This is a genomic window from Streptomyces sp. NPDC026575 (genome assembly GCF_055567415.1).
In genome coordinates this window covers 40,826-67,665 of the sequence record NZ_JBVHQM010000012.1, presented here as the reverse complement: position 1 = coordinate 67,665, position 26,840 = coordinate 40,826, and the positions used below count along the sequence as shown (strand labels likewise).

The following is a 26,840-nucleotide window of genomic DNA, read 5'->3' as shown; positions in this document are numbered from 1 at the left end:
CTCTCAGCCTGTACCGGTCGACGTCAGCCAAAAGCGTTGCGGACGCGGTCGGCCTCGTCCTGGCCGTCTTCGGTGTCGTGGACACCTTCGGCGAGGCGGGGCCGCGTACCGCTTGCCGAGGAGGCCGATGAAGAGCCATCGGAGCCGCCACCGGAGGAAGAAGCGGAGCCGCTGGAACCCTCTCCGGACGCGGTACTGGAGCCGCCTTCGGACGAGGAGGAGGACGAGGAACTCGTACCGCCTTCGGACGAGGAGGTGGACGAGGAGTCGGAACCGCCTTCGGAGGAGCCGCCGTCGCCGCCCTCGGACGAGGAGTTGTCACCCTCGGCGGGGGCCGTCTTGTCCTTGTGCGTGATGTCGTAGGCAGCCCTGGCCCCCTTGGCTACCTGCTTCTCGCCTTCCCAGATCTGCTTGCCGCCCTCGGCGAAGTCGCCTTCGGCGACACTTTTGACGCCCTTGGCCGCTTCGTACGCGCCGGTGCCGATCCCGGCGAGATCTTTGCCCTTGTCGACGACGGGTTTGGCGACGGCCTCAAGGGCGTCCCCGGCTTTGAATCCGTCCTGTGCCCCGAAGTGGTTCTTGATCCCCTGCGTGGCCAGGTTCCCCGCGAGCTTTTTGCCTGCGTCCTTCGCGAGGTCCAGCGCCAGGTCCTTGGCCATCTCGCCCCACCCCCGCATGACCTTCTTCTCAAGGGCCGTCTTGACGGCCTGCAAGATCTGCGTTTTCGCCTCGCTGATGATCCGGCGGACGATGACCCTGGTGGTTGCCGTGGCCGCGGCGGCCCCGGCCTCGGAGGCGCCGAGCGTGACGGGTGCGGCGGCCTGGGCTGCGGCGAACTCGATGGCCAGGGCGATGAGCTGGGCGATCACCGCGAGCTTCATCACCATGATGATCGTGGCCACCACCTGGAGCACGAAGGAGAGCGCCTCGGCGGCGTCGGCGGCGTCATCGAGGTAGCCGTCGCCCGAGAACTTCCGCCACTTGTCGTTGAATGCTTCGATCGCCTCACCGGAGTTGGCGCCGTGCACCGCCTGAGCAGCGCTCTCACCCTGCTGCTGGGACTGACGGCAGGAGGCGGCGAATTTACTCCAGGCTTCGGCCGCCTCGCGCATCTTGTCCTCGTCGATGTTGGGCCATTGGAAGCCCAGCAGATCGAGCACCCAGTCGACCGAGCCGGGAAGCATGATGGTGGCCACGGTGAGTCACTCCCCCAGGAAGCGCATATTCGTTCGTGTGTGCGGCGTAGATAGAGTGGCGTTGACGAGTCGACTTGACGTCAGTCAGTTCGCGAATTTTGGACGGCTCGCCGCGTACTTGGCGAGATGATCGTGCTGATCCTGTTCGGTGGTGTCGTAATGCGCACCCATCGCCTCAAGGTTGCCCCCGATCTCGGAGAGCCCTTTACCGAGGCTGGGCATCGACCCGGCAATACCGTCACTCACCGGCGTGTAGATGTCCATGAAAATCTTGAGGAGATCATCGTCGCCCCATTCTTGGGCTTCTTTAAGAGTGTCCGCCAACTGCTTGGCGGCGGCACTGAAATCGGCACCAATGTCCTTGAAGACACCGCCCTGCGTCTTGAGGACGGCCGGATCGACGTCGTACCCGGAGCCTGACACGGGTCCCCCTTGCTCTCCGCTGCCAATAATCCATCAAAGCGTATGCCGTACGGTAGCCGACGTCCGCGACGGCCGGGGTCCCGGCCCGTAAGCAGGAAAGGGAATAACCGTCATGCCCAGCTCCTCCCGAACATCCGGCAGGCCATCGTTTGGGACTCTATGTGCCTACTTTGCGGGATTGCTTGTAGCCTTGGTGGCCTTCGGCGTTTTGACGATGAAAGGGCTGACCGCAGCCGGTCTCACCGGCACGCATGGAACGTTCACAGTCAAGGAATGCCGCCACGAAAGCACGAGTCACCGCTCCACGGCCCAGCACGATTACACGTGCGACGGGATCTTCCGCTCCGACGACGGGAAGGTCGTGGACAACCAGGCGTCCTTGGGCAGCCTCGACACCGAGTACGACCCGGGCGTCAAGCTCGCGACTCAGGGGCACAACGGCAGCATCGTGCTCAGCATCCTGTCCGCCGGGACCTACACCCTCGCCAACCGCGGGGAGGTCACAGAGGACTTCTTCATCGCTTTCTTCGCAATTTTCCTCATCATCCCGTATCTGCTCTTCTCCTGGCTCACCAAGTTCGGTGAAACCGGCGGAACGCACAGCAAGTTGCGAGAGACATGGCGTGCAACCGCCGGCACCCGAACCCGCAAGATCGTGATCGGCACCGCCGCGGCGGCCCTCTTCGGCATGATCGTCGTCGCCCCGGCCCTCGGCTTCGCCCTCACCACCGGCAGCTGAGACACGGAAAGGGCGGGGCCGTCAGCGCGACGGCCCCGCCCCCATGAGAAGTTGAGCGGCGTCAGAACCCGGCCGGCTCCGTATAGATCCCCCACTCGTCCCGCAGGACCCCGCAGATCTCGCCCAGCGTCGCCTCGGCCCGTACGGCCTCCAGCATCGGCTCGATCATGTTGCCGCCGTCCCGCGCCGCGGTGAGCATCGTCTTCAGCGCGGTCTCGACCCGGGCGTCGTCACGGGCCGCCTTGCGCTCGGCGAGCACCCGCACCTGCTCGCGTTCGACCTCGTGGCTGACCCGGAGGATCTCCAGATCGCCGGTGACCGAACCGTGGTGGCAGTTGACGCCGACGACCCGCTTGTCGCCCTTCTCCAGCGCCTGCTGGTAGCGGAAGGCCGACTCGGCGATCTCGCCGGTGAACCAGCCGTCCTCGATCCCCCGCAGAATGCCGGAGGTCATCGGCCCGATCGGGTGCTGCCCGTCCGGCACCGTCCGCGCGCCGCGTTCCCTTATCTGCTCGAAGATCTTCTCCGCGTCCGCCTCGATGCGGTCCGTCAGCTGCTCGACGAACCACGAACCGCCCAGCGGGTCGGCGACGTTGGCGACGCCGGTCTCCTCCATCAGGACCTGCTGGGTGCGCAGCGCGATCTCCGCGGCCTGCTCGCTGGGCAGGGCGAGGGTTTCGTCCAGGGCGTTGGTGTGCAGCGAGTTGGTGCCGCCCAGCACCGCCGCCAGCGCCTCGACCGCGGTCCGCACCACGTTGTTGTACGGCTGCTGAGCGGTCAGCGAGACACCGGCCGTCTGCGTGTGGAACCGCAGCCACTGCGCCTTCTCGCTGGTCGCGCCGTAGACGTCGCGCATCCAGCGGGCCCAGATCCTGCGGGCCGCCCGGAACTTGGCGATCTCCTCGAAGAAGTCGACATGCGCGTCGAAGAAGAAGGACAGGCCGGGGGCGAAGGTGTTGACGTCCAGGCCGCGGCTGAGCCCCAGCTCCACATAGCCGAAGCCGTCCGCCAGGGTGTAGGCCAGCTCCTGCGCGGCCGTGGCTCCGGCCTCGCGGATGTGGTACCCGGACACCGACAGCGGCTTGTACGCGGGAATGCCGCGCGCGCAGTGCTCCATCAGATCGCCGATCAGCCGCAGATGCGGCTCCGGCTGGAACAGCCACTCCTTCTGCGCGATGTACTCCTTGAAGATGTCCGTCTGCAGCGTGCCGTTGAGGACGGCCGGGTCGACGCCCTGCCGCTCGGCGGCCACGAGGTACATGCAGAAGACGGGCACGGCCGGCCCGGAGATCGTCATGGAGGTCGTGACATCGCCCAGCGGGATGTCCTTGAAGAGCACCTCCATGTCGGCCGCCGAGTCGATGGCGACGCCGCAGTGCCCGACCTCGCCCAGCGAACGCGGGTCGTCGGAGTCGCGGCCCATCAGGGTCGGCATGTCGAAGGCGACGGAGAGGCCGCCCCCGCCCGCCTTGAGGATCATCTTGTAGCGCTCGTTGGTCTGCTCGGCGTTGCCGAAGCCGGCGAACTGGCGGATCGTCCAGGTCCGCCCCCGGTAGCCGGTCGGGTACAGCCCCCGTGTGAAGGGGTACTCGCCCGGCCAGCCGATCCGCTCGAACCCCTCGACCGTGTCGCCGGGCCGGGGCCCGTACGCCGGCTCGACGGGGTCGCCCGAGAGCGTGGTGAAGTCCGCGTCCCGCTTCCGGGCAGCGTCGTACCGAGCCTGCCAGCGACGGCGGCCTTCATCGATCGCGTCAGCGTCCATACCCTCGAATTTACTAGGACGTCCTAGTACTTGTCGACGGCAGGACGGTGACAAGTCGGGGTGGATCACGGTGCGTAACCGACCTGGGTCGCCCGTGAAACGCGAACGCGCCCGTCCGGGCAAGGGGACGGGCGCGTGAAGAGCGGCGGCTGCGGACCGCCGTCAGACCTTGACCGGCTCCGGAGCGTCACCGGCGAGCAGCGGCTCGACCTCGGCCACGACCTTGCGCTCGACGAAGAACGCGGCGGTGGGGATCGTGCCCGAGATCAGCACCCACAGCAGCTTGCCGAACGGCCACTTGGCCTTGGAGCCCAGGTCGAAGGCGAAGATCAGGTAGATGATGTAGAGCACGCCGTGGACCTGCGAGACGACGAGGGTGAGGTCCTTGCCCATCCCGAAGCCGTACTTGAAGATCATGCACGTGCAGAGCACCAGCAGCATCACGGCGGTGATGTAGGCCATCGCCCGGTAACGGGTCAGGACGCTTCGCTTCATGCCCCCGAGCGTAACCACCCGTTCCGGGGCGATCTTCACCGCCCCCTGGGTGACCGGGCGCCGCTCACTCGTCCGTGAAATCCTCCGCCGCGACCCGCAGCGGCCGCAGCATCGCGAAGATCTCCGCGCACTCCTCGGCGTCGTACGCGCCCAGCCCGAAATCCATCGCCATCAGGTCCCGGGTCGCCGCGTCGCACACCTCGCGCCCCTTGTCCGTGATCGAGGCGAGTGTGCCGCGACCGTCGTTCGGATTGGGCCGCTTGGCGACCAGACCGGACTTCACCAGGCGGTCGACGGTGTTGGTCACCGAGGTCGGATGCACCATCAGCCGCTCGCCGATCTTCGACATCGGCAGCTCACCGGCCTTGGAGAAGGTCAGCAGCACCAGCGCCTCATAGCGCGCGAAGGTCAGCCCGTAGGGCTTGACCACCGCGTCCACCTCGGACAGCAGGATCTGATGGGCGCGCATGATCGAGGTGATCGCGGCCATCGACGGCACGGCACCCCATCGCTGCTGCCACAGTTCGTCGGCGCGCGCGATGGGATCGAAAGCAAGGCTGAGCGGCTTCGGCACGCTTCCGACCCTACCCGGCGGTCATATTGTGGTCAGCCTTGTCTCAGTTTTCGGTCTCCCGAAGACCACCGGGCTCCCGGGGACCGGGCCGCGTACGGCGGACCCCGGCGATCACGGCGAGTACGCACACCAGGCCGACCACCCCCGCCGCCGGCATCACCACCCGCAGCGGGGCGTACTCCGCTGCGAGGCCGGCCGCGCCCATCGCCAGGCCCATGACCGTCATCCGCCCCGCCTGCGTCAGCGTCATCGCCTGCCCCAGCAGCTTCTCGGGGACCGCGGCGACGAACCAGCGGTCGACGCCGAAGTTGTACGAGATGCCGGTACCGGTCAGCACCAGCAGCAGCACCGCCCAGCCCAGCGAGGGCTGCGCCGCGAACCCGAGCGAGGGCACTACGGCGAAGGCCCCCATGGGGAAGGTGAGCCGGCTGCGCGCCCGGGGGCCGAGGAGCGAGCCCGCCAGGCTCTCGGCGAGCACCGCGCCGACGGGCATGCTGCACATCAGCAGGCCCGCGGCGGCCGGGCCGGCGCCGAGCAGGTCGGCGTAGGGGATCAGCAGCGCCTCCGGAACGACCACGAACGCCGGCGGAAGCCACGTCAGCAGCAGCAGCGCCCGGATCCGGCGGTCGGCCAGCAGCCGGCGCAGACCGCCCAGCGAGGCCCCCAGCAGCGTCCCGCGACCGGCGCCCCGGTCCCGGTCGCGCGGCGGGCGGGCGCGGGTCCCCAGCCTCAGCAGCAGCGCCGAGCCGGCGAAGGCCGCGGCGGTGAACGCCAGCACCGCCCCGGGGGACGCCACCGCCAGCAGCAGGCCCCCGGCCCCGAACCCGGCGAGCTGCGCGCTCTGGTTGACGATGCGGATCACCGACCGCCCCAGGACGAACAGTTCGCCCTCGCCGAGGATCTCCCCCAGGGTCGCGGCGCGGGTACCGGCGAAGACCGGTGCGATGGCGGCGATCACGCAGCGCAGCGCGAGCAGCACCCCGACCGGCGTGCCCGACCGCACCATGCCCGCCGCGGCCAGTGCGCACAGCACATCGCAGCCCACCAGCACCCGGCGGGCCGGGTACCGGTCGGCGACCGCCGACAGCAGCGTGCCGCCGACGACGTACGGCAGCAGGCCCAGCGCGAAGGTCAGGGCGCTCAGCAGCGGCGAGCCGGTGAGCCGGAAGACCAGCACCGACAGCGCGATCTCGCAGACGACGACGCCGAGGGAGGACAGCAGATGCGCGGCGAAGACCCGGCGGAACTCGGGGACGGCGAAGACGGCGCGGTAGCCGGGCGAGCGGTCCGGCCCGGCGCCGGCGGCCCGACCGTCTACGGGGCAGGGGGGAGTGCGGCCCGGCGGTACGGGCCCCGTGGTCGCGGACATGACGGCAGCCTGCCGAGGGCGGGCCGGGCCCCCTAGTCTTTCGGCTACAGCCGAATCCTGGGGAGGGGGTCGGCGGCCATGCCGCTGCATCTGCATTTCGGCGCCGACGACCTGCTCCGTATCCGCTTCGCCGTCTCGCCGCTGTGCGAGACGCACGAGGCCGTACGGACCCTGCGGCGCGCCGACCGGCACGGCTACCACACGCCGTGGCTGCGCCGGATGCGCCGGGCGCTGGCGGGGCTGGACCTGACGCCGCTGTGGCTGTTCATGCCGTCGCCGCCGCCCGGCTACACACCGGACTTCCTGGGCCGACCGCCGGAGACCCCGATGGCCTCCTTCGACGAGGAGCTGGCGCGGCTGCGGGGCACCGATCCGGCGCTCGCCCGCGCCGAGATGGCCAAGTCGCTGGCCAGTACGCCCGGTGCCCTGGAGTCGGCGCGGGGCCGGGCCGCGCTGGCGGATCCGGCGGCGGCGATCCAGGAACTGGCCGAGGTCACCGAGCGGGCCTGGCACACCCTGCTCGCCCCGGACTGGCCACGGCTGCGGGCGCTGCTGGAGGCCGAGATCGCCTACCGGTCGCACCAGTTGGCCGCCGGCGGCCTGCAGCGGCTGTTCGCCGATCTGCACCCGCTGGTGACCTGGTCGGGCGACACCCTCACCGTCCGCACCCGGATCGACTTCGTCCAGATGCAGGACCTCCAGGGCCGCGGCGTACTGCTGCTGCCGAGCGTCTTCGTCTGGCCGGACGTGGTCAGCGGCTTCGACCCGCCATGGCAGCCGACCGTCATCTATCCGGCGCGCGGCGTCGGCGGCCTGTGGAGCGAACCGGAGACGGGGCCGGCGCTGGCCCGCCTGCTGGGCGCGAACCGCGCCGCGGTCCTGGCCGCGCTCGACGTCCCGTCGACGACGACCGCCCTCGCCCACCGCCTCGGCCTGGCACCCTCGTCGGTCTCGGCCCAGCTGTCCGTCCTACGCGACGCGGGCCTTCTGACCTCGCGCCGCCACGGCCATCAGGTGCTGTACGAGCGCACGCCGCTGGGGATCGCGCTTGTGCTGGGCTGATGCCCGTCCGCTGCGCTTTGCCCGCCTCCCACGTTTTCGGCTGTCCCGCCGTAGGGGTTTCTCGCCGTTGCTCCCCCACTGCCTAAAGGGCGTGGGAGGTACCCCCAGCGGCGGGCGTTTGTGTGTCGGGTGCGGTGACAGCCCTACGGACTTCGTCCTACGGTCTGTCCCCTCCCGTGGGTGGGGGGAGGGGACGGTCCGGTGGGGGTGGGCCCAATCCGCCCACTACCTGCGCATACGGGATGACGTCCACCCCCACGGTTTTTCCCACCCATCCACGGGAGGGGGCGGGCCGGAGGGGCTGGGTGTCCGGACGTAAAGCGCAGCAGTCCGGACACCCAGCCCCGCAGGCCCGTCACCGGCACCCGAAAGCCCCGCGCAGCGGCCCCAGCCCGCCGCAGGCGAACCCACCGAAACCCACACGGCGGGACAGCCGAAAACGTGGGAGGCGGGCAAAGCGCAGCGAACGGGCGTCGGGGACTACCCCGGCCTACCCCTCGGAGAGATACCGCTCCACCGTCTCCACCTTCGACGTCAGTCCATCCGTCACCCCGGGACGGATGTCCGCCTTGAGGACCAGGGAGACCCGGCCGCAGCGCGCCTCGACGGCCGCGACGGCTCGTTTGACGACGTCCATGACCTCGTCCCACTCGCCCTCGACGGAGGTGAACATCGCGTCCGTACGGTTGGGCAGACCCGACTCGCGGACGACCCGGACCGCGTCGGCGACGTACTCGCCGACGTCCTCGCCGACGCCCAGCGGGCTCACCGAGAAGGCGACGATCATGCGTTGACGACGCCTTCCTTGCGGGCGCGGGCGGCGATCACGCCGGCCTCCTCCTCGCGCCGGAGGACCCGGTCGCCGTAGAGGCCGCCGAACGGCACGATCGCCAGCAGGAAGAAGAAGGCGACCCGCTTGAAGGGCCACTTCGTGCGGTTCCACACGTCCAGCAGCAGCACCACGTACGTGAGGAAGAGCAGGCCGTGGATCAGGCCGAGCGGCATCACCAGGGCGTCGTAGTCGAAGGCCAGACGGAAGCCGGTGCCGAAGATCAGCAGCGCCGGGAAGGAGATCGCCTCCGGGATGGAGGCCAGGCGCAGGCGGTGCAGGGCGGCGGCGGTCTTGATGTCCACAACAACCTCGTTCGGGTGGCAGATGGGCGGTCGGCGCGCAGTGCCGCCTTCTGGGCGTGGAGGTCGGGCGACGGGCGGGCGCATGCTTGTGCAAGGGTTCACAAGCGCGTCCCATTGTTACAGCCGCCGCGGTGATCACCGCGCGCGGGGCCGTCGGAGCGCCCCGGTCGGGGTGTCCGGGAGATCTCAGGGCGGTGTCAGGGGCATGGGACCTGCCCTGCGCGGCCCGGGCCGACTACCGTCTGACGCGTGGCTCAGTTTCGGCTCCAGGGGAGCAAGGTGCTCGCCGTCGATATGACGGGCGACGCCGTCAAGGCGAAAAACGGTGCGATGGTCGCGTACGACGGCCAGATGTCGTTCAAGAAGATGACCGGGGGCGGCGAGGGCCTGCGCGGCATGGTCACCCGGCGGCTGACGGGTGAGCAGATGGCCGTGATGGAGGTGAAGGGCCACGGCACGTGCTACTTCGCCGATCGCGCGAGCGAGATCAGCCTGGTGCAGCTGCGGGGCGAGAAGCTGTACGTGGAGGCCAGCAATCTGCTGTGCACGGAGGGCTCGCTGCATACGGGCACGACGTTCACGGGCCTGCGCGGCGCCTCGCAGGGCCACGGCCTGTTCACCACGACGGTCGAGGGCAGCGGCCAGGCGGCGCTGATGTCCCACGGCCCGGCGGTGGTGCTGCGGGTCACCAAGCAGTACCCGCTCCAGGTCGACCCGGGCGCGTATGTCGCGCACACCGGCGAGCTCAAGCAGCACTTCCAGTCCGGGGTGAATTTCCGCAGCTTCATAGGGGAGGGCTCCGGCGAGGCCTTCCAGATCCGCTTCGAGGGTGAGGGCCTGGTGTACGTGCAGCCCAGCGAGCGCAACACCGTGGGCGGTGAGGTCTGATGCCGTTCACGGCGCTCAACTCCCGCATGGTGGAGGCCAGGATCGGTCCGGGCCAGCGGATGTTCAGCCAGCGCGGGGCGATGCTCGCCTACCGCGGCGAGGTCAGCTTCACCCCGAACATCCAGGGCGGCCAGGGCGGCGTCGGCTCGATGATCGGCCGCCGGATCGCCGGTGAGGCCACGCCCCTGATGACGGTGGAAGGCAGCGGCACGGTCATGTTCGGGCACGGCGGCCACCACGTCCAGGTCGTCGACCTGACCGGCGAGACGCTGTACGTCGAGGCCGACCGGCTGCTGGCCTTCGACGGCTCGCTCCAGCAGGGCACGATGTTCATGGGCTCGCAGGGCGGGGTGATGGGCATGGTGCGCGGCCAGGTCACCGGCCAGGGCCTGTTCACCACGACCCTCAAGGGCGTCGGCTCGGCCGCGGTGATGGCGCACGGCGGTGTCATCGAGCTGCCGATCACGCCCCAGCACCCGGTCCATGTCGACCCGCAGGCCTATGTCGCCCACCGAGGCGACGTCCGCAACAAGCTGTCCACGGCGCTCGGCTGGCGCGACATGGTCGGCCGCGGCTCGGGCGAGGCATTCCAGCTGGAGCTGTCGGGCCAGGGCACCGTCTATGTACAGGCGTCGGAGGAGAAGCTGTGACCGGTCCCGTCGTCCACGACGTCTACTCGCTCCCCACCGACGACAACGTCAATCCGTACGCCTTCAGCGTCGATCTGAACGGCCAGTGGTTCCTGCAGAAGGGGAAGATGATCGCCTACTACGGGCAGATCGACTTCCATGGCATCGGGCACGGCCGGCTGGACCGGCTGATCGCCGGAAGTTTTCATTCGCCACTGCACGCCGCGGACTGGGTCGTCGCCGAGGGGCAGGGAAAGATGCTGCTCGCGGACCGTTCGTTCGACGTGAATTCCTTCGATCTGGATGAGGGCAACCTCACTATTCGCTCGGGCAACTTGCTCGCGTTTCAGCCATCTCTGTCGCTGAAGCAGTCGATCATCCCGGGCTTCCTCACCCTCATCGGTACGGGCAAGTTCGTGGCCGCCTCCAACGGCCCGGTGGTGTTCATGGAGCCGCCGCTGCGGGTGGACCCGCAGGCGCTCGTCGGCTGGGCGGACTGCCCCTCCCCCTGCCACCACTACGACCACCAGTACCTGCGGGGATTCCTGGGCGGACTGCGGGCGCACACCGGCATCGGCGGGGCCTCGGGCGAGGAGCACCAGTTCGAGTTCGTCGGCGCCGGCACGGTCCTGCTGCAGTCGACGGAGCAGCTGATGCCGGAGCTGGCGACCGGCGCGGTCCCCGCGGAGGCGGGCGTACCGGGCGGCGGCGGGCATGGCCCGCACGGCGGCGGACACCCCCCGCAAAGTGGCTCACAACTGCCCCAACTGCCCGGGAACCTCGGGAGCCTCCAACGCCGCTTCGGGCTGTGAGCGGTAGTCTGCGGACGGTGACGTCGAACGAATGACCAACGTCCGACCCCGGCCGACCGGCGCCGCCACCCCGGCCCGATTAATTAATTATTCAACTTTTACGGATAGAATTCCTCCATGACGACCGACAGCGACACCCCCTGGCTGACCGACCAGGAGCAGCGTGCCTGGCGCACTCATCTGGACGTCAGCCGGCTGCTGATGCACCAACTGGAGCGCGATCTGCAGCCGTTCGGCCTGACGAACAACGACTACGAGATCCTGGTCAACCTCTCCGAGGCGGAGGACCACCGGCTCCGGATGAGCGATCTGGCGGCCAGCACCCTGCAGTCCAAGAGCCGCCTCTCCCACCAGATCACCCGGATGGAGAACGCCGGTCTGGTGCGCCGCGAGAGCTGCGAGTCGGACCGTCGGGGCCTGTACGCCGTGCTGACGGAGGAGGGCTGGGACACCATGCGCCGGGTCGCCCCGCACCATGTCGCATCGGTCCGCAGGCACTTCATCGACCTGTTCGCCCCCGAGGCCCTCGAAGCGCTGCGCACCTCGCTCACTCCGGTGGCCGAACACCTCCGCACGCATCGCGGCGGCCTCTGATCCGGCTCCGCGGCCCCGGCGCGGGGCCGCGGAGCGGGATCAGCCGGCCACCGGAAGCCGCAGCTCGAACACCGCGCCCTCGCGGACGGCCAGCGTGCCGCCGTGCCGCACCGCGACATCCCGCGCGATGGCCAGCCCCAGCCCGGCCCCGCCGTCGTCCCGCGCCCGCGCGTCGTCGAGCCGTACGAACCGCTCGAAGATCCGCTCCCGCTCCGCCTCCGGGACCCCCGGCCCGTCGTCCTCGACCCGCAGCACCGCCCACTCCCCCGCGCGCACCACGTCCACCCGCACCGACGTGGCCGCATGGCGCTGCGCGTTGTCCAGCAGATTGCCCAGCACCCGGCCCAACTGGCTCCGGGACCCGGCCACTTCCACGCCTTCCGACTGCCCCACCCGCACCGGGATCCGGTCCCCGACCCGCTGCGAGCTCTCCTCGCGCACCATCGCCGCCAGGTCGACGCGGGTGTCCGCCGGCCGCTCCCCCGCGTCCAGCCGGGCCAGCAGCAGCAGATCCGCCGCCAGCCGCTGCAGCCGTACGGTGTCGGCCACCGCGCCCGGTACATCCAGCAACTCCGGGTGCGCCACCGCCACTTCCAGCTGGGTGCGCAGACTCGCGATCGGGCTGCGCAGCTCGTGCGAGGCGTCCGCCACGAAGCGCCGCTGCCGCTCGACGCTCGCCTCCAGCGCGGCGAGCGTCTCGTTGGTCGTCCGCGCCAGCCGCGCGATCTCGTCCCGCGCGGCCGGCTCCGGCACCCGCCGCGAGAGGTCCGTGCTCGCCGTGATCGCCGCCATCTCCGCGCGGATGCCCTCCACCGGCCGCAGCGCCCGCCGGGTCACCAGCCAGGTCACCCCCGCCACCACCACGAGCAGCAGCGGCAGCCCGATCAGCATGGCGTCGCGCACCGACCCGACGGCGTCCCGCTCCGGTGCCAGCGCCGAGCCCGCCCGCACCGTGGCCTTCTCCCCCCGGCTGTCCTTGGCCTCGACCACCGCGAAGCGGTAGTCGCCGACCGTGCCGTCGACGTCCGCGGTCCCGTCCAGATAGCGGACATCGTCGTCGACCTCACCGGGCCCGAGCCCGCCGGCCGCGTCGTCGTCATCGTCGCCGTCGTCGTCCGGCGGCGGGGTACGCCCCGCGCCGCCCTGCTGCCCGCCGGTCACGCGCCTGCCGTCGACCGCCCGCACGTCCTCGCCCACCGCCAGCACCCGGCCGTCCTCGTCGCTGACCACCACCGGGTGGTCGTCGCCGTCCGGCAGATCGAGCTTCTGGTACGCGGTGCCGGTGGCGATCTGCGCGGCGACCTCGCGCGCCGCGACCTCCGACCGCAGCCCGGCCTGCTGCTGGAGATTGCCGCGCAGCACCAGCAGCACCGCGGTGCCCGCCGCGATCAGCGCCAGCGCCACCACCGCGGTCGCGCCGGCCGCCGCCCTGGCTCGTACGGACCCCGGCGCCCTACTCACCGGACACCAGCCGGTACCCCGCGCCGCGCACCGTCGCGATATGCCCGGCGCCGAGCTTGCGCCGCAGCGCACTGACGTAGACCTCGATGATGTTGACATCGCCTTCGTAGGCGAAGTCCCAGACGTGCTCCAGGATCTGCGCCTTGGAGACGACATCGCCCGGCCGCACCGCCAGTTGCTCCAGTACGGCGAACTCCTTCGCGGTCAGCGCCACTTCCGCGCCGTCCCGCTCGACCCGGCGCGCCCCCTGGTCGATGGCGAGCGACCCGACCCGCAGTACGGGCTGCGCACCGGGCCCGCGCCGCCGCAGCAGCGCCTTGACCCGTGCCACCAGCACCACGTACGAGAACGGCTTGGTCAGGTAGTCGTCGGCGCCGGTGTCCAGCCCCTCGGCCTCGTCGTACTCGCCGTCCTTGGCGGTCAGCATCAGGATCGGCACCTCGCTGCCGGCCGCGCGCAGCGCCCCGCAGACGTGGTAGCCGTTCATGCCCGGCAGCATGATGTCCAGCACGATCAGGTCGTAGCCGCCCTCACCCGCCCGGTGCAGTCCCTCCCGGCCGTCGTGCACCACATCGACCGCGTACCCCTCGGCCCGCAGGCCCTTGGCCAGCGACAGGGCCAGCCGCTTCTCGTCCTCCACGATCAACAGGCGCATACAGGTACCTTGCCAGGCCGAACCTGAAGACCCCTTCAGGCGCCTTCAGCTCCCCTTCAGCTTCGCCCGGCCATGGTGTGGACACAGCGATCGCACGACCGATCTCGACAGCGTTCGCACAGCCGACTCAGGGGAGAGACACATGAAGCGCCACCTCGTCATCGCCACCGCCGCCGCGGCCGCTCTGATCGCCGGGGGCACCGTCACCGCCGTCGCGGTCGGCAGCGACAGCGGACCCCGCGGCGCCCAGTCCGGCGCGCAGACCTCCGGGCAGCCGGCCGAGCGGTCCAGCATCCAGGTGCGGGACGCGGACGACCACGGCCAGGAGGAGGTCCGCGAGGCCGGCGCCGCCAAGGTGACCGCCCCCGAGGCCGCGGCCGCCGCCCTCAAGGCCGTCCCCGGCACCGTCACCGGCCTCGACCTGGACACCGACCGGCCCGGCCTGGTCTGGGACGCGGACGTCCTGGGCAAGGACGGCACCTGGCACGAGCTCACGCTGGACGCGGGCACCGCGCGGGTGCTGAACCAGCACGTCGAGCACGGCGACGACGACGATCACGCCCGCGCCGAGGCCGCGCTCAAGGACGCCCGCACCGACGCCGCGGCCGCCGCCCGCAGCGCCGCCGCGCACGGCACGGTGACCTCCGTCGAGCTGGACGGCGACCACCGGTCGAAGGCCGTCTGGGAGGTCGAGACCGTCACCAAGGACGGCAAGGAGCACAAGCTGCTGGTCGACCCGCAGTCCGGCAGGCTGAGCGCCGCCCCCGCGCACGACGCGGACGACAACGACAACGACGGCGCGGACGACTGACCACGCGTCCGCCGAGGACCGGATCGCAACGAGGCCGGGGCACCGCGGTGCCCCGGCCTCGGGGCCTGTCCGACGGGTCGGACCCCGGGGGTCAGCCCCCGTTCGTCAGGCCGTCCACCAGCTCGTCCGCCGCCCGGTAGGGATCCGTCTCACCGGCGACGATGCGCTCGGCCAGGGCGTCCAGGCGGCGGTCGCCGCTCAGGTCCCCGATCCGTTCGCGCAGCGCGGTGACCGCGATCGCCTCGACCTCGTGGGCGGCGCGGGCGCGGCGGCGCTCGGAGAGCACGCCGTGCTCCTCCATCCAGGCGCGGTGCTTCTCCAGCGCCTCGACGACCTCGTCGACGCCCTCGGCGCGCGCCGCGACCGTCTTGACGATCGGGGGGCGCCAGTCCCCCGGCGCCCGGGACTCGCCCAGCCCCAGCATGTGGTTGAGCTCGCGGGCGGTGGCGTCGGCGCCGTCCCGGTCCGCCTTGTTGACGACGTAGACATCGCCGATCTCCAGGATCCCGGCCTTCGCGGCCTGGATCCCGTCGCCCATGCCGGGCGCGAGCAGCACCACGCTGGTGTCGGCCTGCGAGGCGATCTCCACCTCGGACTGGCCGACGCCGACCGTCTCGACGAGGATCACCTCGCAGCCGGCGCCGTCCAGGACCCGGATCGCCTGTGGTGCGGCCCAGGCCAGGCCGCCCAGATGGCCGCGGGTGGCCATCGAGCGGATGTACACGCCGGGGTCGGAGGCGTGCTCGCTCATCCGCACCCGGTCGCCGAGCAGCGCGCCACCGGAGAACGGCGAGGACGGGTCGACGGCGAGCACGCCGACCCGCTTGCCCGCCTTGCGGTAGGCCGTCACCAGGGCGGAGGTGGTGGTGGACTTCCCCACTCCGGGGGAACCGGTCAGCCCGACCACATAGGCGTTGCCGGTGAGCGGCGCCAGCGCCGCCATCACCTCGCGCAGCTCCGGTGCCGCCCCCTCCACGAGGGAGATCAACCGGGCCACGGCCCGGGGCCGGCCCTCCCGTGCCTGCTCCACCAGCTGGGGGACGTCCACCATCGCTGCCCGTCTCCTTCGGCTCGCTCGTCCGCGTCCGGCCCGCCCGTACGCGCTTACTTACCCGGTACGCGAATGATCAGCGCGTCGCCCTGGCCACCGCCACCGCACAGCGCGGCGGCTCCCACGCCACCGCCCCGCCGGCGCAGCTCCAGCGCGAGGTGCAGCACGATGCGGGCACCCGACATGCCGATCGGGTGGCCCAGGGCGATCGCACCGCCGTTGACATTCACCTTTTCCGGGGATACCCCGAGATCCTTCATTGACTGCACGGCGACGGCCGCGAACGCCTCGTTGATCTCGATCAGGTCAAGATCGCCGACGGTGAGGCCCTCCTTGGCGAGGGCGTGGTTGATGGCGTTGGACGGCTGGGACTGCAGCGAGTTGTCCGGGCCCGCGACATTGCCGTGCGCGCCGATCTCCGCGATCCACTCCAGGCCCAGCTCCTCGGCCTTGGCCTTGCTCATCACGACGACGGCGGCCGCGCCGTCGGAGATCTGCGAGGACGTGCCGGCGGTGATCGTGCCGTCCTTGGCGAACGCCGGGCGCAGCTTGCCCAGCGACTCCGCCGTGGTCTCGGCGCGGATGCCCTCGTCCTTGCTGAAGACCACCGGCTCGCCCTTGCGCTGCGGGATCTCCACGGGGGTGATCTCGGCCTCGAAGAGCCCGTTCTTCTGGGCGGCGGCGGCCCGCTGGTGGGAGCGCGCGGCGATCTCGTCCTGCTCCGGCCGGGCGATGCCGAGGCGGGTGTTGTGCTTCTCGGTCGACTCGCCCATCGCGATGCCCTCGAAGGAGTCGGTCAGGCCGTCGTGGGCCATCGCGTCGAGCATCTCCACGGCGCCGTACTTGAAGCCCTCACGGGACTTGGGCAGCAGGTGCGGGGCGTTGGTCATGGACTCCTGGCCGCCGGCGACGATGACGTCAAACTCGCCGGCGCGGATGAGCTGGTCGGCCAGCGCGATGGCGTCCAGGCCCGAGAGGCAGACCTTGTTGACGGTCAGCGCGGGGACGTTCATGGGGATGCCGGCCTTGACCGCGGCCTGGCGTGCCGGGATCTGCCCCGCCCCGGCCTGCAGCACCTGGCCCATGATCACGTACTGGACCTGGTCGCCGCCGATGCCCGCCCGGTCCAGTGCCGCCTTGATGGCGACCCCGCCCAGATCGGCGCCCGAGAAGGTCCGCAGGGATCCCAGGAGCCGACCCATCGGGGTGCGTGCTCCCGCCACGATGACTGAGGTGGTGCCGTTCGTTGCAGACATGCGATGCGGCCTTCCTTTGCAGGGAAGTTAACGAGGGTTCCCGTCAATGTACTGAGCGGTACCCGCCGGGTCACCGGCAAGCGGGTGTGATCGCGCGCACGTTGCGTAACCAGCCGTGCGGGGGGTGCACTGGAGCCATGCTGACGCGAATCGACCACATCGGGATCGCCTGTTTCGACCTCGACAAGACTGTCGAGTTCTACCGTGCCACGTACGGCTTCGAGGTGTTCCACTCCGAGGTCAACGAGGAGCAGGGCGTGCGGGAGGCCATGCTCAAGATCAACGAGACCTCGGACGGCGGAGCCTCCTACCTGCAGCTGCTGGAGCCCACCCGCGAGGACTCCGCGGTCGGCAAATGGCTGGCCAAGAACGGTGAGGGCGTCCACCACATCGCCTTCGGCACCGCGGACGTCGACGCCGACGCCGAGGCCATCCGCGACAAGGGCGTCCGGGTGCTCTACGACGAGCCCAGGACGGGTTCGATGGGGTCGCGGATCACCTTCCTGCACCCCAAGGACTGCCACGGTGTGCTGACCGAACTCGTCACCGCCGCGCCCCCCGCCGCGACGGACCACTGACCTTCGCGTTCCCCGGCCGGTAGAGTGCAGCCTCGGCCGGGGTACGGGAATGGGGCTCGATCCATACTCTGCCGATGATCTGACACCATTTCTTCGGAAGGGTCGGCTCCAACGGGTGTGAGTCCGGTACGACGTGACGTGTACGGGACGACCACTGCAGGACCGGAGCCGGCCGCCACCATGACCAGGGGACGGATGGGACCGCGCAGTGCGGGGCAACGACCGCTACGAGGCTGACGACCACCTCTCGCAGTTCGAAGCCGAGATGGAGCGGCTGAAGACCGAGCGGGACAAGGCCGTCCAGCACGCCGACGACCTCGGCTACCAGGTCGAGGTGCTGCGCGCCAAGCTGCATGAGGCGCGCCGCAACCTCGCGACCCGCCCTGCCTACGACAACATCAGTCACCAGGCCGAACAGCTGCTGCGCAATGCGCAGATCCAGGCCGACCAGCTGCGTTCGGACGCCGAGCGCGAGCTGCGCGAGGCGCGGGCGCAGACCCAGCGGCTGCTGCAGGAGCAGGCCGAGCGGCAGTCCCGGCTGGAGGCCGAGCTGCACGCCGAGGCGGTCAGCCGCCGCCAGCGCCTCGACGAGGAGCTCAACGAGCGCCGGCAGACCGTCGAATCGCACGTCAACGAGAACGTCGCCTGGGCCGAACAGCTCCGCGCCCGTACGGAGTCGCAGGCCCGCCGCCTGATGGAGGAGTCCCGGGCGGAGGCCGAGCAGGCGCTGGCGTCCGCGCGGGCCGAGGCGCAGCGGCTGGTCGAGCGGGCCCGTGAGCGGCTGGGCACCGAGGCCGAAGAGGCCCGCAGCGAAGCGGAATCCATCCTGCGCCGGGCGCGTACGGATGCCGAGCGGCTGCTGACCGCCGCCTCCAACCAGGCCCAGGAGGCCACCGATCAGGCCGAGCAGCTGCGCACCAGCGCCGGCACCGACGCGGAGGAGGCCCGCCGGCAGGCCACGGAGCTGACCCGCGCCGCCGAGTCCCGCGTCCAGGAGGCGGACACCGCCCTGCGCGAGGCGCGCGCCGAGGCGGAGAAGCTGGTCGAGGAGGCGCAGCAGAGCGCCACCAAGCGGCTGTCGGCCGCCGAGTCGGAGAACGAGCAGCGCACCCGTACGGCCAAGGCGGAGATCGCCCGGCTGGTCGGCGAGGCCACCAAGGAGGCCGAGGCCCTCAAGGCCGAGGCCGAGCAGCTGCGCGCCGACGCCCGTGCGGAGGCCGAGCGGCTGGTCTCCGAGGCGCAGGAGGCCGCGCGCTCGAAGGCGGCCGAGGACTCCGCGGCGCAGCTGGCGAAGGCCGCGCGGACCGCCGAGGAGGTGCTGACCAAGGCATCGGAGGACGCCAAGGCCACCACCAAGGCCGCCGCCGAGGAGGCCGAACGGCTGCGCAGGGAGGCCGAGTCCGAGGCGGACCGGCTGCGCGAAGAGGCCCATGACACCGCGGCGCAGCTCAAGGGCGCGGCGAAGGACGACACCAAGGAGTACCGCGCCAAGACCGTCGAGCTCCAGGAGGAGGCGCGGCGGCTGCGCGGCGAGGCGGAGCAGCTGCGCGCGGACGCGGTCGCCGAGGGCGAGCGGATCCGCAGCGAGGCCCGCCGGGAGGCGGTCCAGCAGATCGAGGAGGCGGCCGGTACCGCCGAGGACCTGCTGGCCAAGGCCAAGACCGATGCCGAGGAGACCCGTTCGGGCGCCGTCGCGGAGAGCGAGCGGGTACGGACCGAGGCCATCGAGCGCGCCACCGCGCTGCGCCGGCAGGCCGAGGAGGCGCTGGAGCGGGCCCGTGCCGAGGCCGAGCAGCTGCTGACCGAGGGCGCCGAGGCCGCGGAGCTGGTGACCGACGAGGCCGAGGCGGCCGCGGCGCGGCTGCGCACGGAGGCCGAGGCGGCCGCGGAGGAGCGGCGCACCGAGGCGCAGGCGGAGTTGGACCGGCTGCGCACGGAGGCGGACGCCAGGCTCGCCGCCGCCGAGGAGTCGCTGCGCGAGGCCCGCGCGGAGGCCGAGCGGCTGCGCCGGGAGACCCAGGAGGAGGCGGCCCGGCTCAAGTCGGAGGCCGCGGAGCGGCGGCGGACGCTGCAGCAGGAGGCCGAGGACGAGGCCGAGCGGCTGCGCACGGAGGCCGCCGCGGACGCCTCGGCGGCGCGCGCCGAGAGCGAGTCGGTCGCCTCGCGGCTGCGCGGCGAGGCGTCGGCCGAGGCCGAGCGGCTCAAGGCGGAGGCCCAGGAGACCGCGGACCGGGTGCGTGCGGAGGCGGCGGCCGCCGCCGAGCGCACGGGCACGGAGGCCGCGCAGGCACTGGCCGAGGCGCAGGAGGAGGCCGCGCGGCGGCGCCGGGAGGCCGAGCAGCTGCTGGGCGAGGCCCGCGAGGAGGCCCATCAGGAGCGCACCGCCGCCCGCGAGCAGAGCGAGGAGCTGCTGGCGTCGGCCCGTACACGGGTGAGCGAGGCCCAGGAGGAGGCCGCACGGCTGGTCGAGGAGGCCGACCGGCGCGCCGCCGAGCTGGTGGCGACGGCCGAGCAGACCGCCCAGCAGGTGCGGGATTCGGTCGCGGGGCTGCACGAGCAGGCCGCCGAGGAGATCGCCGGTCTGCGGTCGGCGGCCGAGCACGCGGCCGATCGCACCAAGACGGAGGCGCAGGAGGAGGCGGACCGGGTCCGCACCGACGCCTACGAGGAGCGGGAGCGCGCCTCGCAGGACGCGGCGCGGATCCGGAGCGAGGCCCAGGAGGCGTCGGAGGCCGCGAAGTCGCTGGCCGAGCGGTCGGTCGCGGAGGCGATCGAGGAGGCCGAGCGGCTGCGCGCCGAGGCGGCCGGGGTGCTGGACGAGGCGCGCCGGGACGCCGACACGGCGCGGACGCAGGCCGCCGAGCAGGCCGACCGGCTGGTGTCGGAGGCCACCGCACAGGCCGGGAAGCTGGTCTCGGACGCCGCGGCGAAGGCCCAGCAGCTGCGTACGGACGCCTCGGACGCGCTGGCGTCCGGCGAGCAGGACGCCGCGCGGGCCCGCGCGGAGGCGCGGGACGACGCCAACCGCATGCGCTCGGACGCCGCGGAGCAGGCCGACCGGCTGATCACCGAGGCCCGTGCGGAGGCCGAACGGATCGTCACCGAGGCCACCGAGCTGACGTCTTCGGCGCAGGACGACGCCGACCGCACCCTCGCCGAGGGCCGCAAGGCCGCCGAGCGGCTGCGCGCGGAGGGCGAGCAGCAGGCGCGGTCCCTGGTGGCGGAGGCCACCGAGACGGCGCAGCGGCTGCGCGCCGAGGCGGCCGAGGTGCTGGAGGGCGCGCGCAAGGACGCCGAGCAGACCGGCGACGAGGCGCGCAAGGCGGCCAACAAGACGCGTTCGGACGCCGCGGAGCAGGCCGACGAGCTGATGTCACAGGCGGCGACCGAGGCGGAGCGGCTGCGCAACGAGGCGGCCGAGACCACCGCCGACGCCGAGCGGGACGCGGACCGCACCCGGGCCGACGCCCGCGAGCAGGCCGACCGCATGGTCGCGACGGCGACGGCGGAGGCGGACCGGCTCCGGGCCGAGGCGGCCGAGACGGTCACTGCCGCCCAGGAGCACGCCACCCGCACCCGCGGGGAGTCCGCGAAGATCAAGGAGGACGCGGAGGCGGCGGCCGAGCGGATGCGCGCCGAGGCGCAGCAGGAGGCCGAGCAGCTGCTCGACGAGGCCCGTAAGGACGCCGCCAAGCGCCGCGGGGACGCCGCCGAGCAGGCCGATCAGCTCGTCGCCAAGGCGCAGGAGGAGGCGCTGAAGGCCGCCACGGCCGCCGAGGAGCAGGCCGACACGATGGTCGGGGCGGCCCGCAAGGAGGCCGAGCGGATCGTCACGGAGGCGACCTCCGAGGGCAACGCGCGGGTCGAGAAGGCCCGTACGGACGCCAACTCGCTGCTGGAGGAGGCCCGCGGGGACGCCACGGCCATAAGGGAGCGCGCCGACGAGCTGCGCCAGCGCATCGAGTCCGAGGTCGAGGAGCTGCACGAGCGGGCCCGCCGGGAGTCGGCCGAGACGATGAAGAACGCCGGCGAGCGGGTCGACAAGCTCATCGCGCAGGCCACCGCCCAGCAGGTGGAGGCCGAGGAGAAGGCCGACCGGATGATGGCGGACGCGAACAGCGAGGCGAGCAAGGTCCGGATCGCCGCGGTGAAGAAGGCCGAGGGCCTGATCAAGGAGGCCGAGAACAAGAAGGCCGAGGCGGTGCGCGACGCGGAGCGGATGCGCACTGAGGCCGCGGCGGAGGCCGAACGCATCGTGGACGAGGGCAAGCGGGAGCTGGAGGTCCTGGTGCGCCGGCGGGAGGACATCAACGCCGAAATCTCCCGCGTTCAGGACGTTCTGGAAGCCCTGGAGTCGTTCGAGGCGCCCGGTGGAGGCGGCGACAACAAGGGCAACGGGGTGAAAGCGGGCGCGGGCGCCGGCGCAACTCGTTCGAGTGGCAAGCAGTCTGAAGGGTAGCCACTCAAATGAGGGGTCATTCTCCAGATCAAACGGGCAATGACTCGATGACACGCCGTTGTGACCCCTAGGATTCTCCTTATCACCTCACCGGTCTCTTCGACAGGAACCCCATGAGCGACACTTCCTCCCCCTTCGGCTTCGAGCTCGTGCGGCGTGGGTACGACCGCGGTCAGGTGGATGACCGCATCACGAAGCTCGTCGCCGACCGCGACAGCGCGCTGGCCCGCATCACGTCGCTGGAAAAGCGGATCGAGGAGCTGCACCTCGAAACGCAGAACGCCCAGGCGCAGGTCAATGACGCCGAACCGTCCTACGCGGGCCTCGGAGCGCGCGTGGAGAAGATCCTCCGTCTCGCCGAGGAGGAGGCGAAGGACCTGCGCGAGGAGGCCCGCCGGGCCGCCGAGCAGCACCGCGAGCTCGCCGAGTCGGCCGCCCAGCAGGTCCGCAACGACGCCGAGTCGTTCGCCGCCGAGCGCAAGGCGAAGGCCGAGGACGAGGGCGCGCGGATCGTCGAGAAGGCCAAGGGCGAGGCGTCCACGCTGCGTGCCGAGGCGCAGAAGGACGCGCAGTCCAAGCGCGAGGAGGCGGACTCCCTCTTCGAGGAGACCCGTGCCAAGGCCGCCCAGGCCGCCGCGGACTTCGAGACCAACCTCGCCAAGCGCCGGGAGCAGTCCGAGCGCGACCTGGCCTCGCGTCAGGCCAAGGCCGAGAAGCGGCTCGCGGAGATCGAGCACCGCGCCGAGCAGCTCCGCCTGGAGGCCGAGAAGCTGCGTACGGACGCCGAGCGCCGGGCCCGCCAGACGGTGGAGACCGCGCAGCGCCAGGCCGAGGACATCGTGGCGGACGCCAACGCCAAGGCGGACCGCATCCGCAGCGAATCCGAGCGCGAGCTGGCGGCGCTGACCAACCGCCGCGACTCGATCAACGCGCAGCTGACCAACGTCCGCGAGATGCTGGCGACGCTGACCGGCGCGGCGGTGGCCGCGGCCGGCGCTCCCGGCGACGAGGAGGCCATCTCCCGCGGCGTCCCGGCCCAGCAGACCCGCTGAGCTGTCGGAAGGTTTCACCTCCCCCGTGCGGCCGCGCCCCCGTATTCCGCCCACCGAGGCGGTTGCGGGGGCGCTGTCGTAGGGGTCGACCGGGCGGCCGCGCCCCGGTGGCAGGGCCCACGAGCCGCCCCTAGCGTGCTGTACATGATCGAGCTCGACGGGCTGACCAAGCATTACGGCGACACGGTCGCCGTCGACGACCTCACCTTCACGGTCCGGCCCGGCATCGTCACCGGCTTCCTCGGCCCCAACGGCGCGGGCAAGTCGACGACCATGCGGATGATGCTCGATCTGGACAACCCCACCTCCGGTACGGTCCGCATGGACGGCCGGCACTACCGGCAGCTGCAGGATCCGCTGACGTACATAGGCGCGCTGCTGGAGGCGAAGGCGGTGCACGGCGGCCGCAGCGCCGCCAACCATCTGCTGTGCCTGGCGCAGAGCAACGGCATCCCGCGCAGCCGGGTCGCCGAGGTGCTCGACACGGTGGGCCTGAGCTCCGTCGCGAAGAAGCGCGTCAAGGGCTTCTCCCTCGGCATGAACCAGCGGCTCGGCATCGCCGCCGCCCTGCTCGGCGACCCCCAGGTGCTGCTCTTCGACGAACCGGTCAACGGCCTGGACCCCGAGGGCATCCACTGGATCCGCAACCTGATGAAGAACCTCGCGGCCCAGGGCCGTACGGTCTTCGTCTCCTCCCACCTGATGAGCGAGATGGCGCTGACCGCCGACCACTTGGTCGTCATCGGGCAGGGCCGGCTGATGGCGGACACGTCCATGAAGGACTTCATCCACCAGAACTCGCGGTCGTACGTCCGGATGCGGTCCCCGGAGCGGGAGCGGCTGCTCGGTCTGCTGCGCGACGAGGGCATCCACGCGGTGGCGGTCGGCGACGGCTCGCTGGAGATCGACGGGGTGCCCGCCGAGCGGCTCGGCGAACTGGCCACCGTCCACCGTCTCGTCCTGCACGAGCTGAGCTCCCAGCAGGCATCCCTGGAGGAGGCGTTCATGCGGCTGACGGCCGGGTCGGTGGAGTACCACGCGCACGACGACGAACCGCACACCGCACCGGGCCGGCCGCCCTGGCCCTCGCAGCCCCCGGGGCCGGCCGGTGCGGGGCCCGATGCGCCCCGGGCGGCCGGCTGGGGCGCCGACTGGCGGAAGAAGAGGAGCTGACCGATGGCGGTGATCGGGCAGGTCATCCGTTCGGAGTGGACCAAGATCAGGTCGGTGCGGTCCACGGTGTGGACGCTGGGCACCGCCGTCGTGGTCACCATCGCGATCGGCGTGCTGATCTGCACGCTGGTGGGCAACGACTTCGCCGCCATGCCGGCCCGGGAGCGGCTGTCGTTCGACGCCACCAACCTGAGCTTCGCCGGGATGGGGCTGGGCCAGCTCGCGATGATCGTCTTCGGGGTGCTGGTGGTCTCGAACGAGTACGGCACCGGCATGATCCGCGCCTCGCTGGCGGCCGTACCGCAGCGCGGCACCTTCCTGTTCTGCAAGCTGCTGGTGGCCACCGCGCTGGTCTTCGCCGTGGGCCTGGCGACCAGCTTCGTCGCGTTCTTCGCCGGACAGGCGGCGCTGGGCGAGGGCCTGCGCGCGCACCTCGGCGATCCGGGGGTGCTGCGCGCGGTGATCGGCGGCGGCCTCTATATGACGCTGATCGCGCTGTTCTCGATGGCGGTCGCCACGATGCTGCGCAGCGCGATGCTCTCGCTGGGCATCCTGATGCCGTTCTTCTTCCTGATCTCGCAGATCCTGGGCAACGTCTCCGCGACCCGCAAGGTCGGCCGCTTCCTGCCGGACCAGGCGGGCCAGAAGATCATGCAGGTGGTGCCCCCCGTCGGCAACGACGTGCCCTACGGCCCGTGGGGCGGACTCGGCATCATGATCGCCTGGACCGCGGCCGCCGTGATCGGCGGCTACGTGCTCCTCAAGAGGCGGGACGCCTAGGGCCTGTCCGATGGGTCGGGGTCGGAAAGGCCGCGGCGCCTGGTGCGGTGCATCGCAAGGCGCCGGAGCGTCTCGATAGCGGAGCTATCGGGATGATTCGGCAACGCCGCGAGGTGCCGTGCCAGGCGTCGCGGGCCCGGCCCGGACCCATCGGACAGGCCCTAGCTCTCCGCGCCCGCCCCCGCAAGGCGCTCGCGCACCGTGCGGCGAAATTGACGGGAACCGTCAACGGCCGGATAGCCTCCTAACCCTCACGGGGGTACGAGAGCACCTCTGCCCCGACCATCTCGCGAGGGGCGGAGAATGATCGAGGCAGTCGGCCTGACGAAGCGCTACGGCGCCAAGACGGCCGTGTACAACCTGTCGTTCCAGGTACGGCCGGGTGCGGTGACCGGCTTCCTGGGGCCGAACGGCTCCGGCAAGTCGACGACCATGCGCATGATCCTGGGCCTGGACGCACCGACCTCGGGGCACGCCACCATCGCCGGCCGCCCGTTCCGCAGCCTCCCCAACGCCCCGCGCCAGGTGGGCGCGCTGCTCGATGCCAAGGCCGTGCACGGCGGCCGCAGCGCGCGCCAGCACCTGCTCTCGCTCGCCCAGCTGTCGGGCATCCCCGCCCGCCGGGTCGACGAAGTGCTCGGCGTGGTCGGCCTCCAGGACGTCGCGGGCCGGCGCTCCAAGGGCTTCTCGCTCGGTATGGGCCAGCGCCTGGGCATCGCCGCGGCGCTGCTCGGCGATCCGCAGGTGCTGCTCTTCGACGAGCCGGTCAACGGCCTGGACCCCGAGGGCATCCTGTGGGTGCGCAACCTGATGAAGCAGCTGGCGGCCGAGGGCCGCACGGTCTTCGTCTCCTCCCATCTGATGAGCGAAATGGCGCTGACCGCCGACCACTTGATCGTGATCGGCCGCGGACAGCTGCTGGCGGACATGTCGGTCAAGGACTTCATCTCGGCCAACTCCGCCGATTTCGCCCGGGTCCGCACCCCGGACACCGAGCCGGAGCAGCGCGAGAAGCTGACCGCCGCGATCGGTGAGGCGGGCGGCCGGGCGACGCCGGAGCCGGACGGCGCGCTGCGGGTGACCGGACTGCCGCTGCCCCGGATCAGCGATCTGGCGCACGAGGCCGATGTCCGGCTCTGGGAGCTGTCGCCGCACCAGGCGTCCCTGGAAGAGGCGTATATGCGGATGACGCAGGCCGCCGTGGACTACCGCTCGACCAACGATCCGCGGGCCGGTCTGCAGCAGGCCGCCGCCGGGTACGCCCCGCAGGGCGGCGTCCCGGGGTACGCGGGTGGCCGGCCCCCGATGCCCGGCCAGGAACAGCCCAATCCGTACGCCCAGCAGGCTCCCTACGGCCAGGTGCCCGCCGCCGCCCCGGGGCCGGGCTATCCGCCGCCGGCACAGGGTCACCCGTACGGGGCACCCGCGTCGTACGGCGCACCCCACCCTTACGGGCAGCAGCCCTCCCCCACGCTCGACTCCGCACCCGCCGCCGGGCACCCCGCGCCGGCCGGTGCCCCCGCACCCCTGCCCACGCCGCAGAACGAGGACGCCCGATGACCAGCCCTCAGCAGCCGCAGCCCCAGCCGCAGCCTGAGCGCGGACCGCATGACGCCGGCGCACCGCAGCAGCCGATGCCGGTTGCACCGCCGATGCCGCCCACCGCACCGCCGGCCGCACCGCCCCAGCCGCAGGGCCGGCCGGAGCAGCCGGCCGACCAGCAGGCCGCGCCGGCGCAGCCCACGCCCGCGCCCGCGCCCGCGCCCGCCAAAGAGGCCGGCACGATGATGCTCCAGGCCCAGCCGGCGCCCGGCGGGCCCGCCCCCGCCAAGGAGGCGGGCACGATGATGCTGCAGGCGCAGCCGACGCCCGAGCAGCCCGCGCCCG

Annotated in this window: 25 protein-coding genes; 13 read left to right on the top strand and 12 right to left on the bottom strand. The window is 71.7% G+C overall.

What is annotated here, in order from left to right; genetic code table 11:
• Positions 1 to 23: 23 nt before the first annotated feature.
• The gene (locus tag ACZ4NB_RS18545) at positions 24 to 1,196 is read right to left on the bottom strand and encodes a WXG100-like domain-containing protein (RefSeq protein WP_467662734.1); all 1,173 of its coding nucleotides are present in this window, start codon (positions 1,194 to 1,196) and stop codon (positions 24 to 26) included.
• An 84-nt stretch (positions 1,197 to 1,280) separates the two neighbouring features.
• A complete protein-coding gene (locus ACZ4NB_RS18540) occupies positions 1,281 to 1,619 on the bottom strand; it encodes a hypothetical protein (RefSeq protein ID WP_467662732.1) in 339 nt (112 codons plus the stop codon).
• Between the two features lie 190 nt (positions 1,620 to 1,809).
• On the opposite strand from ACZ4NB_RS18540, the gene ACZ4NB_RS18535 reads away from it, so the two are divergent.
• Positions 1,810 to 2,358, top strand: coding sequence for a hypothetical protein (locus ACZ4NB_RS18535; protein ID WP_467662730.1), 549 nt, complete (start codon positions 1,810 to 1,812; stop codon positions 2,356 to 2,358).
• Positions 2,359 to 2,419: 61 nt separating this feature from the next.
• On the opposite strand, the gene ACZ4NB_RS18530 is transcribed toward ACZ4NB_RS18535, so the two are convergent.
• The 4 genes from ACZ4NB_RS18530 to ACZ4NB_RS18515 all read right to left on the bottom strand — a co-directional run bounded on the left by ACZ4NB_RS18530 (position 2,420) and on the right by ACZ4NB_RS18515 (position 6,558).
• Positions 2,420 to 4,120: an acyl-CoA mutase large subunit family protein gene (locus ACZ4NB_RS18530; protein WP_467662727.1), complete on the bottom strand. Its 1,701-nt coding sequence runs from the start codon at positions 4,118 to 4,120 to the stop codon at positions 2,420 to 2,422.
• Positions 4,121 to 4,282: 162 nt separating this feature from the next.
• Complete coding sequence (locus ACZ4NB_RS18525) at positions 4,283 to 4,615, bottom strand: DUF3817 domain-containing protein (RefSeq protein ID WP_393493220.1); 333 nt, start codon at positions 4,613 to 4,615, stop codon at positions 4,283 to 4,285.
• Between the two features lie 64 nt (positions 4,616 to 4,679).
• The gene (locus tag ACZ4NB_RS18520; RefSeq protein ID WP_467662725.1) at positions 4,680 to 5,189 is read right to left on the bottom strand and encodes a MarR family winged helix-turn-helix transcriptional regulator; all 510 of its coding nucleotides are present in this window, start codon (positions 5,187 to 5,189) and stop codon (positions 4,680 to 4,682) included.
• 43 nt (positions 5,190 to 5,232) lie between these two features.
• On the bottom strand, positions 5,233 to 6,558 hold the full coding sequence (locus ACZ4NB_RS18515; protein ID WP_467662723.1) for an MFS transporter: 1,326 nt from the start codon (positions 6,556 to 6,558) through the stop codon (positions 5,233 to 5,235).
• 78 nt (positions 6,559 to 6,636) lie between these two features.
• Between ACZ4NB_RS18515 and ACZ4NB_RS18510 the strand changes: the two genes are divergently transcribed.
• Positions 6,637 to 7,620, top strand: a complete 984-nt coding sequence (locus tag ACZ4NB_RS18510; protein WP_467662721.1) for an ArsR/SmtB family transcription factor — start codon at positions 6,637 to 6,639, stop codon at positions 7,618 to 7,620.
• 490 nt (positions 7,621 to 8,110) lie between these two features.
• On the opposite strand, the gene ACZ4NB_RS18505 is transcribed toward ACZ4NB_RS18510, so the two are convergent.
• A complete protein-coding gene (locus ACZ4NB_RS18505; protein ID WP_189451380.1) occupies positions 8,111 to 8,407 on the bottom strand; it encodes an MTH1187 family thiamine-binding protein in 297 nt (98 codons plus the stop codon).
• Positions 8,404 to 8,754 (bottom strand): DUF3817 domain-containing protein, encoded by a 351-nt coding sequence (locus ACZ4NB_RS18500; protein ID WP_467662719.1) that lies wholly within the window; start codon positions 8,752 to 8,754, stop codon positions 8,404 to 8,406. The genes ACZ4NB_RS18505 and ACZ4NB_RS18500 overlap by 4 nt, the downstream gene beginning before the upstream one ends.
• A 249-nt stretch (positions 8,755 to 9,003) precedes the next feature.
• Between ACZ4NB_RS18500 and ACZ4NB_RS18495 the strand changes: the two genes are divergently transcribed.
• From ACZ4NB_RS18495 to ACZ4NB_RS18480, 4 genes are all read left to right on the top strand, one after another.
• Entirely contained in the window at positions 9,004 to 9,642 is a 639-nt protein-coding gene (locus ACZ4NB_RS18495; protein WP_467662717.1) for an AIM24 family protein, read from the top strand.
• Positions 9,642 to 10,292 carry an AIM24 family protein gene (locus ACZ4NB_RS18490; RefSeq protein ID WP_393493238.1) on the top strand — a complete coding sequence of 217 codons (651 nt, stop codon included), beginning with the start codon at positions 9,642 to 9,644 and terminating at the stop codon, positions 10,290 to 10,292. The genes ACZ4NB_RS18495 and ACZ4NB_RS18490 overlap by 1 nt, the downstream gene beginning before the upstream one ends.
• Complete coding sequence (locus ACZ4NB_RS18485; RefSeq protein WP_467662715.1) at positions 10,289 to 11,083, top strand: AIM24 family protein; 795 nt, start codon at positions 10,289 to 10,291, stop codon at positions 11,081 to 11,083. Before ACZ4NB_RS18490 ends, ACZ4NB_RS18485 begins: the two co-directional genes overlap by 4 nt.
• A 117-nt stretch (positions 11,084 to 11,200) precedes the next feature.
• Positions 11,201 to 11,677: a MarR family winged helix-turn-helix transcriptional regulator gene (locus tag ACZ4NB_RS18480; RefSeq protein ID WP_467662713.1), complete on the top strand. Its 477-nt coding sequence runs from the start codon at positions 11,201 to 11,203 to the stop codon at positions 11,675 to 11,677.
• 39 nt (positions 11,678 to 11,716) lie between these two features.
• Here ACZ4NB_RS18480 and ACZ4NB_RS18475 read toward each other — a convergent pair whose 3' ends face one another.
• Positions 11,717 to 13,138 (bottom strand): sensor histidine kinase, encoded by a 1,422-nt coding sequence (locus ACZ4NB_RS18475; protein ID WP_467662711.1) that lies wholly within the window; start codon positions 13,136 to 13,138, stop codon positions 11,717 to 11,719.
• Positions 13,131 to 13,793, bottom strand: a complete 663-nt coding sequence (locus ACZ4NB_RS18470; protein ID WP_467662709.1) for a response regulator transcription factor — start codon at positions 13,791 to 13,793, stop codon at positions 13,131 to 13,133. The genes ACZ4NB_RS18475 and ACZ4NB_RS18470 overlap by 8 nt, the downstream gene beginning before the upstream one ends.
• Before the next feature lie 142 nt (positions 13,794 to 13,935).
• Between ACZ4NB_RS18470 and ACZ4NB_RS18465 the strand changes: the two genes are divergently transcribed.
• Complete coding sequence (locus ACZ4NB_RS18465) at positions 13,936 to 14,604, top strand: PepSY domain-containing protein (RefSeq protein ID WP_467662707.1); 669 nt, start codon at positions 13,936 to 13,938, stop codon at positions 14,602 to 14,604.
• A 91-nt stretch (positions 14,605 to 14,695) separates the two neighbouring features.
• On the opposite strand, the gene meaB is transcribed toward ACZ4NB_RS18465, so the two are convergent.
• Both meaB and ACZ4NB_RS18455 read right to left on the bottom strand, forming a co-directional pair.
• Positions 14,696 to 15,655: a methylmalonyl Co-A mutase-associated GTPase MeaB gene (meaB, locus tag ACZ4NB_RS18460; protein ID WP_467662705.1), complete on the bottom strand. Its 960-nt coding sequence runs from the start codon at positions 15,653 to 15,655 to the stop codon at positions 14,696 to 14,698.
• A 53-nt stretch (positions 15,656 to 15,708) separates the two neighbouring features.
• On the bottom strand, positions 15,709 to 16,911 hold the full coding sequence (locus tag ACZ4NB_RS18455) for an acetyl-CoA C-acetyltransferase (RefSeq protein ID WP_467662703.1): 1,203 nt from the start codon (positions 16,909 to 16,911) through the stop codon (positions 15,709 to 15,711).
• 137 nt (positions 16,912 to 17,048) lie between these two features.
• Here ACZ4NB_RS18455 and mce point away from each other — a divergent pair, with 137 nt between their 5' ends.
• The 6 genes from mce to ACZ4NB_RS18425 all read left to right on the top strand — a co-directional run bounded on the left by mce (position 17,049) and on the right by ACZ4NB_RS18425 (position 26,513).
• Positions 17,049 to 17,489 (top strand): methylmalonyl-CoA epimerase, encoded by a 441-nt coding sequence (gene mce / locus ACZ4NB_RS18450; protein ID WP_467662701.1) that lies wholly within the window; start codon positions 17,049 to 17,051, stop codon positions 17,487 to 17,489.
• A gap of 208 nt (positions 17,490 to 17,697) precedes the next feature.
• A complete protein-coding gene (gene scy, locus ACZ4NB_RS18445) occupies positions 17,698 to 21,948 on the top strand; it encodes a polarized growth protein Scy (protein WP_467662699.1) in 4,251 nt (1,416 codons plus the stop codon).
• 113 nt (positions 21,949 to 22,061) lie between these two features.
• Positions 22,062 to 23,000 (top strand): coiled-coil domain-containing protein, encoded by a 939-nt coding sequence (locus tag ACZ4NB_RS18440; RefSeq protein WP_399149592.1) that lies wholly within the window; start codon positions 22,062 to 22,064, stop codon positions 22,998 to 23,000.
• Between the two features lie 144 nt (positions 23,001 to 23,144).
• Positions 23,145 to 24,173: an ABC transporter ATP-binding protein gene (locus tag ACZ4NB_RS18435; RefSeq protein ID WP_467662697.1), complete on the top strand. Its 1,029-nt coding sequence runs from the start codon at positions 23,145 to 23,147 to the stop codon at positions 24,171 to 24,173.
• A gap of 3 nt (positions 24,174 to 24,176) precedes the next feature.
• A complete protein-coding gene (locus ACZ4NB_RS18430) occupies positions 24,177 to 24,953 on the top strand; it encodes an ABC transporter permease (protein ID WP_467662695.1) in 777 nt (258 codons plus the stop codon).
• A gap of 303 nt (positions 24,954 to 25,256) precedes the next feature.
• Entirely contained in the window at positions 25,257 to 26,513 is a 1,257-nt protein-coding gene (locus ACZ4NB_RS18425; protein ID WP_467662693.1) for an ABC transporter ATP-binding protein, read from the top strand.
• The last annotated feature ends 327 nt before the right edge of the window (positions 26,514 to 26,840 follow it).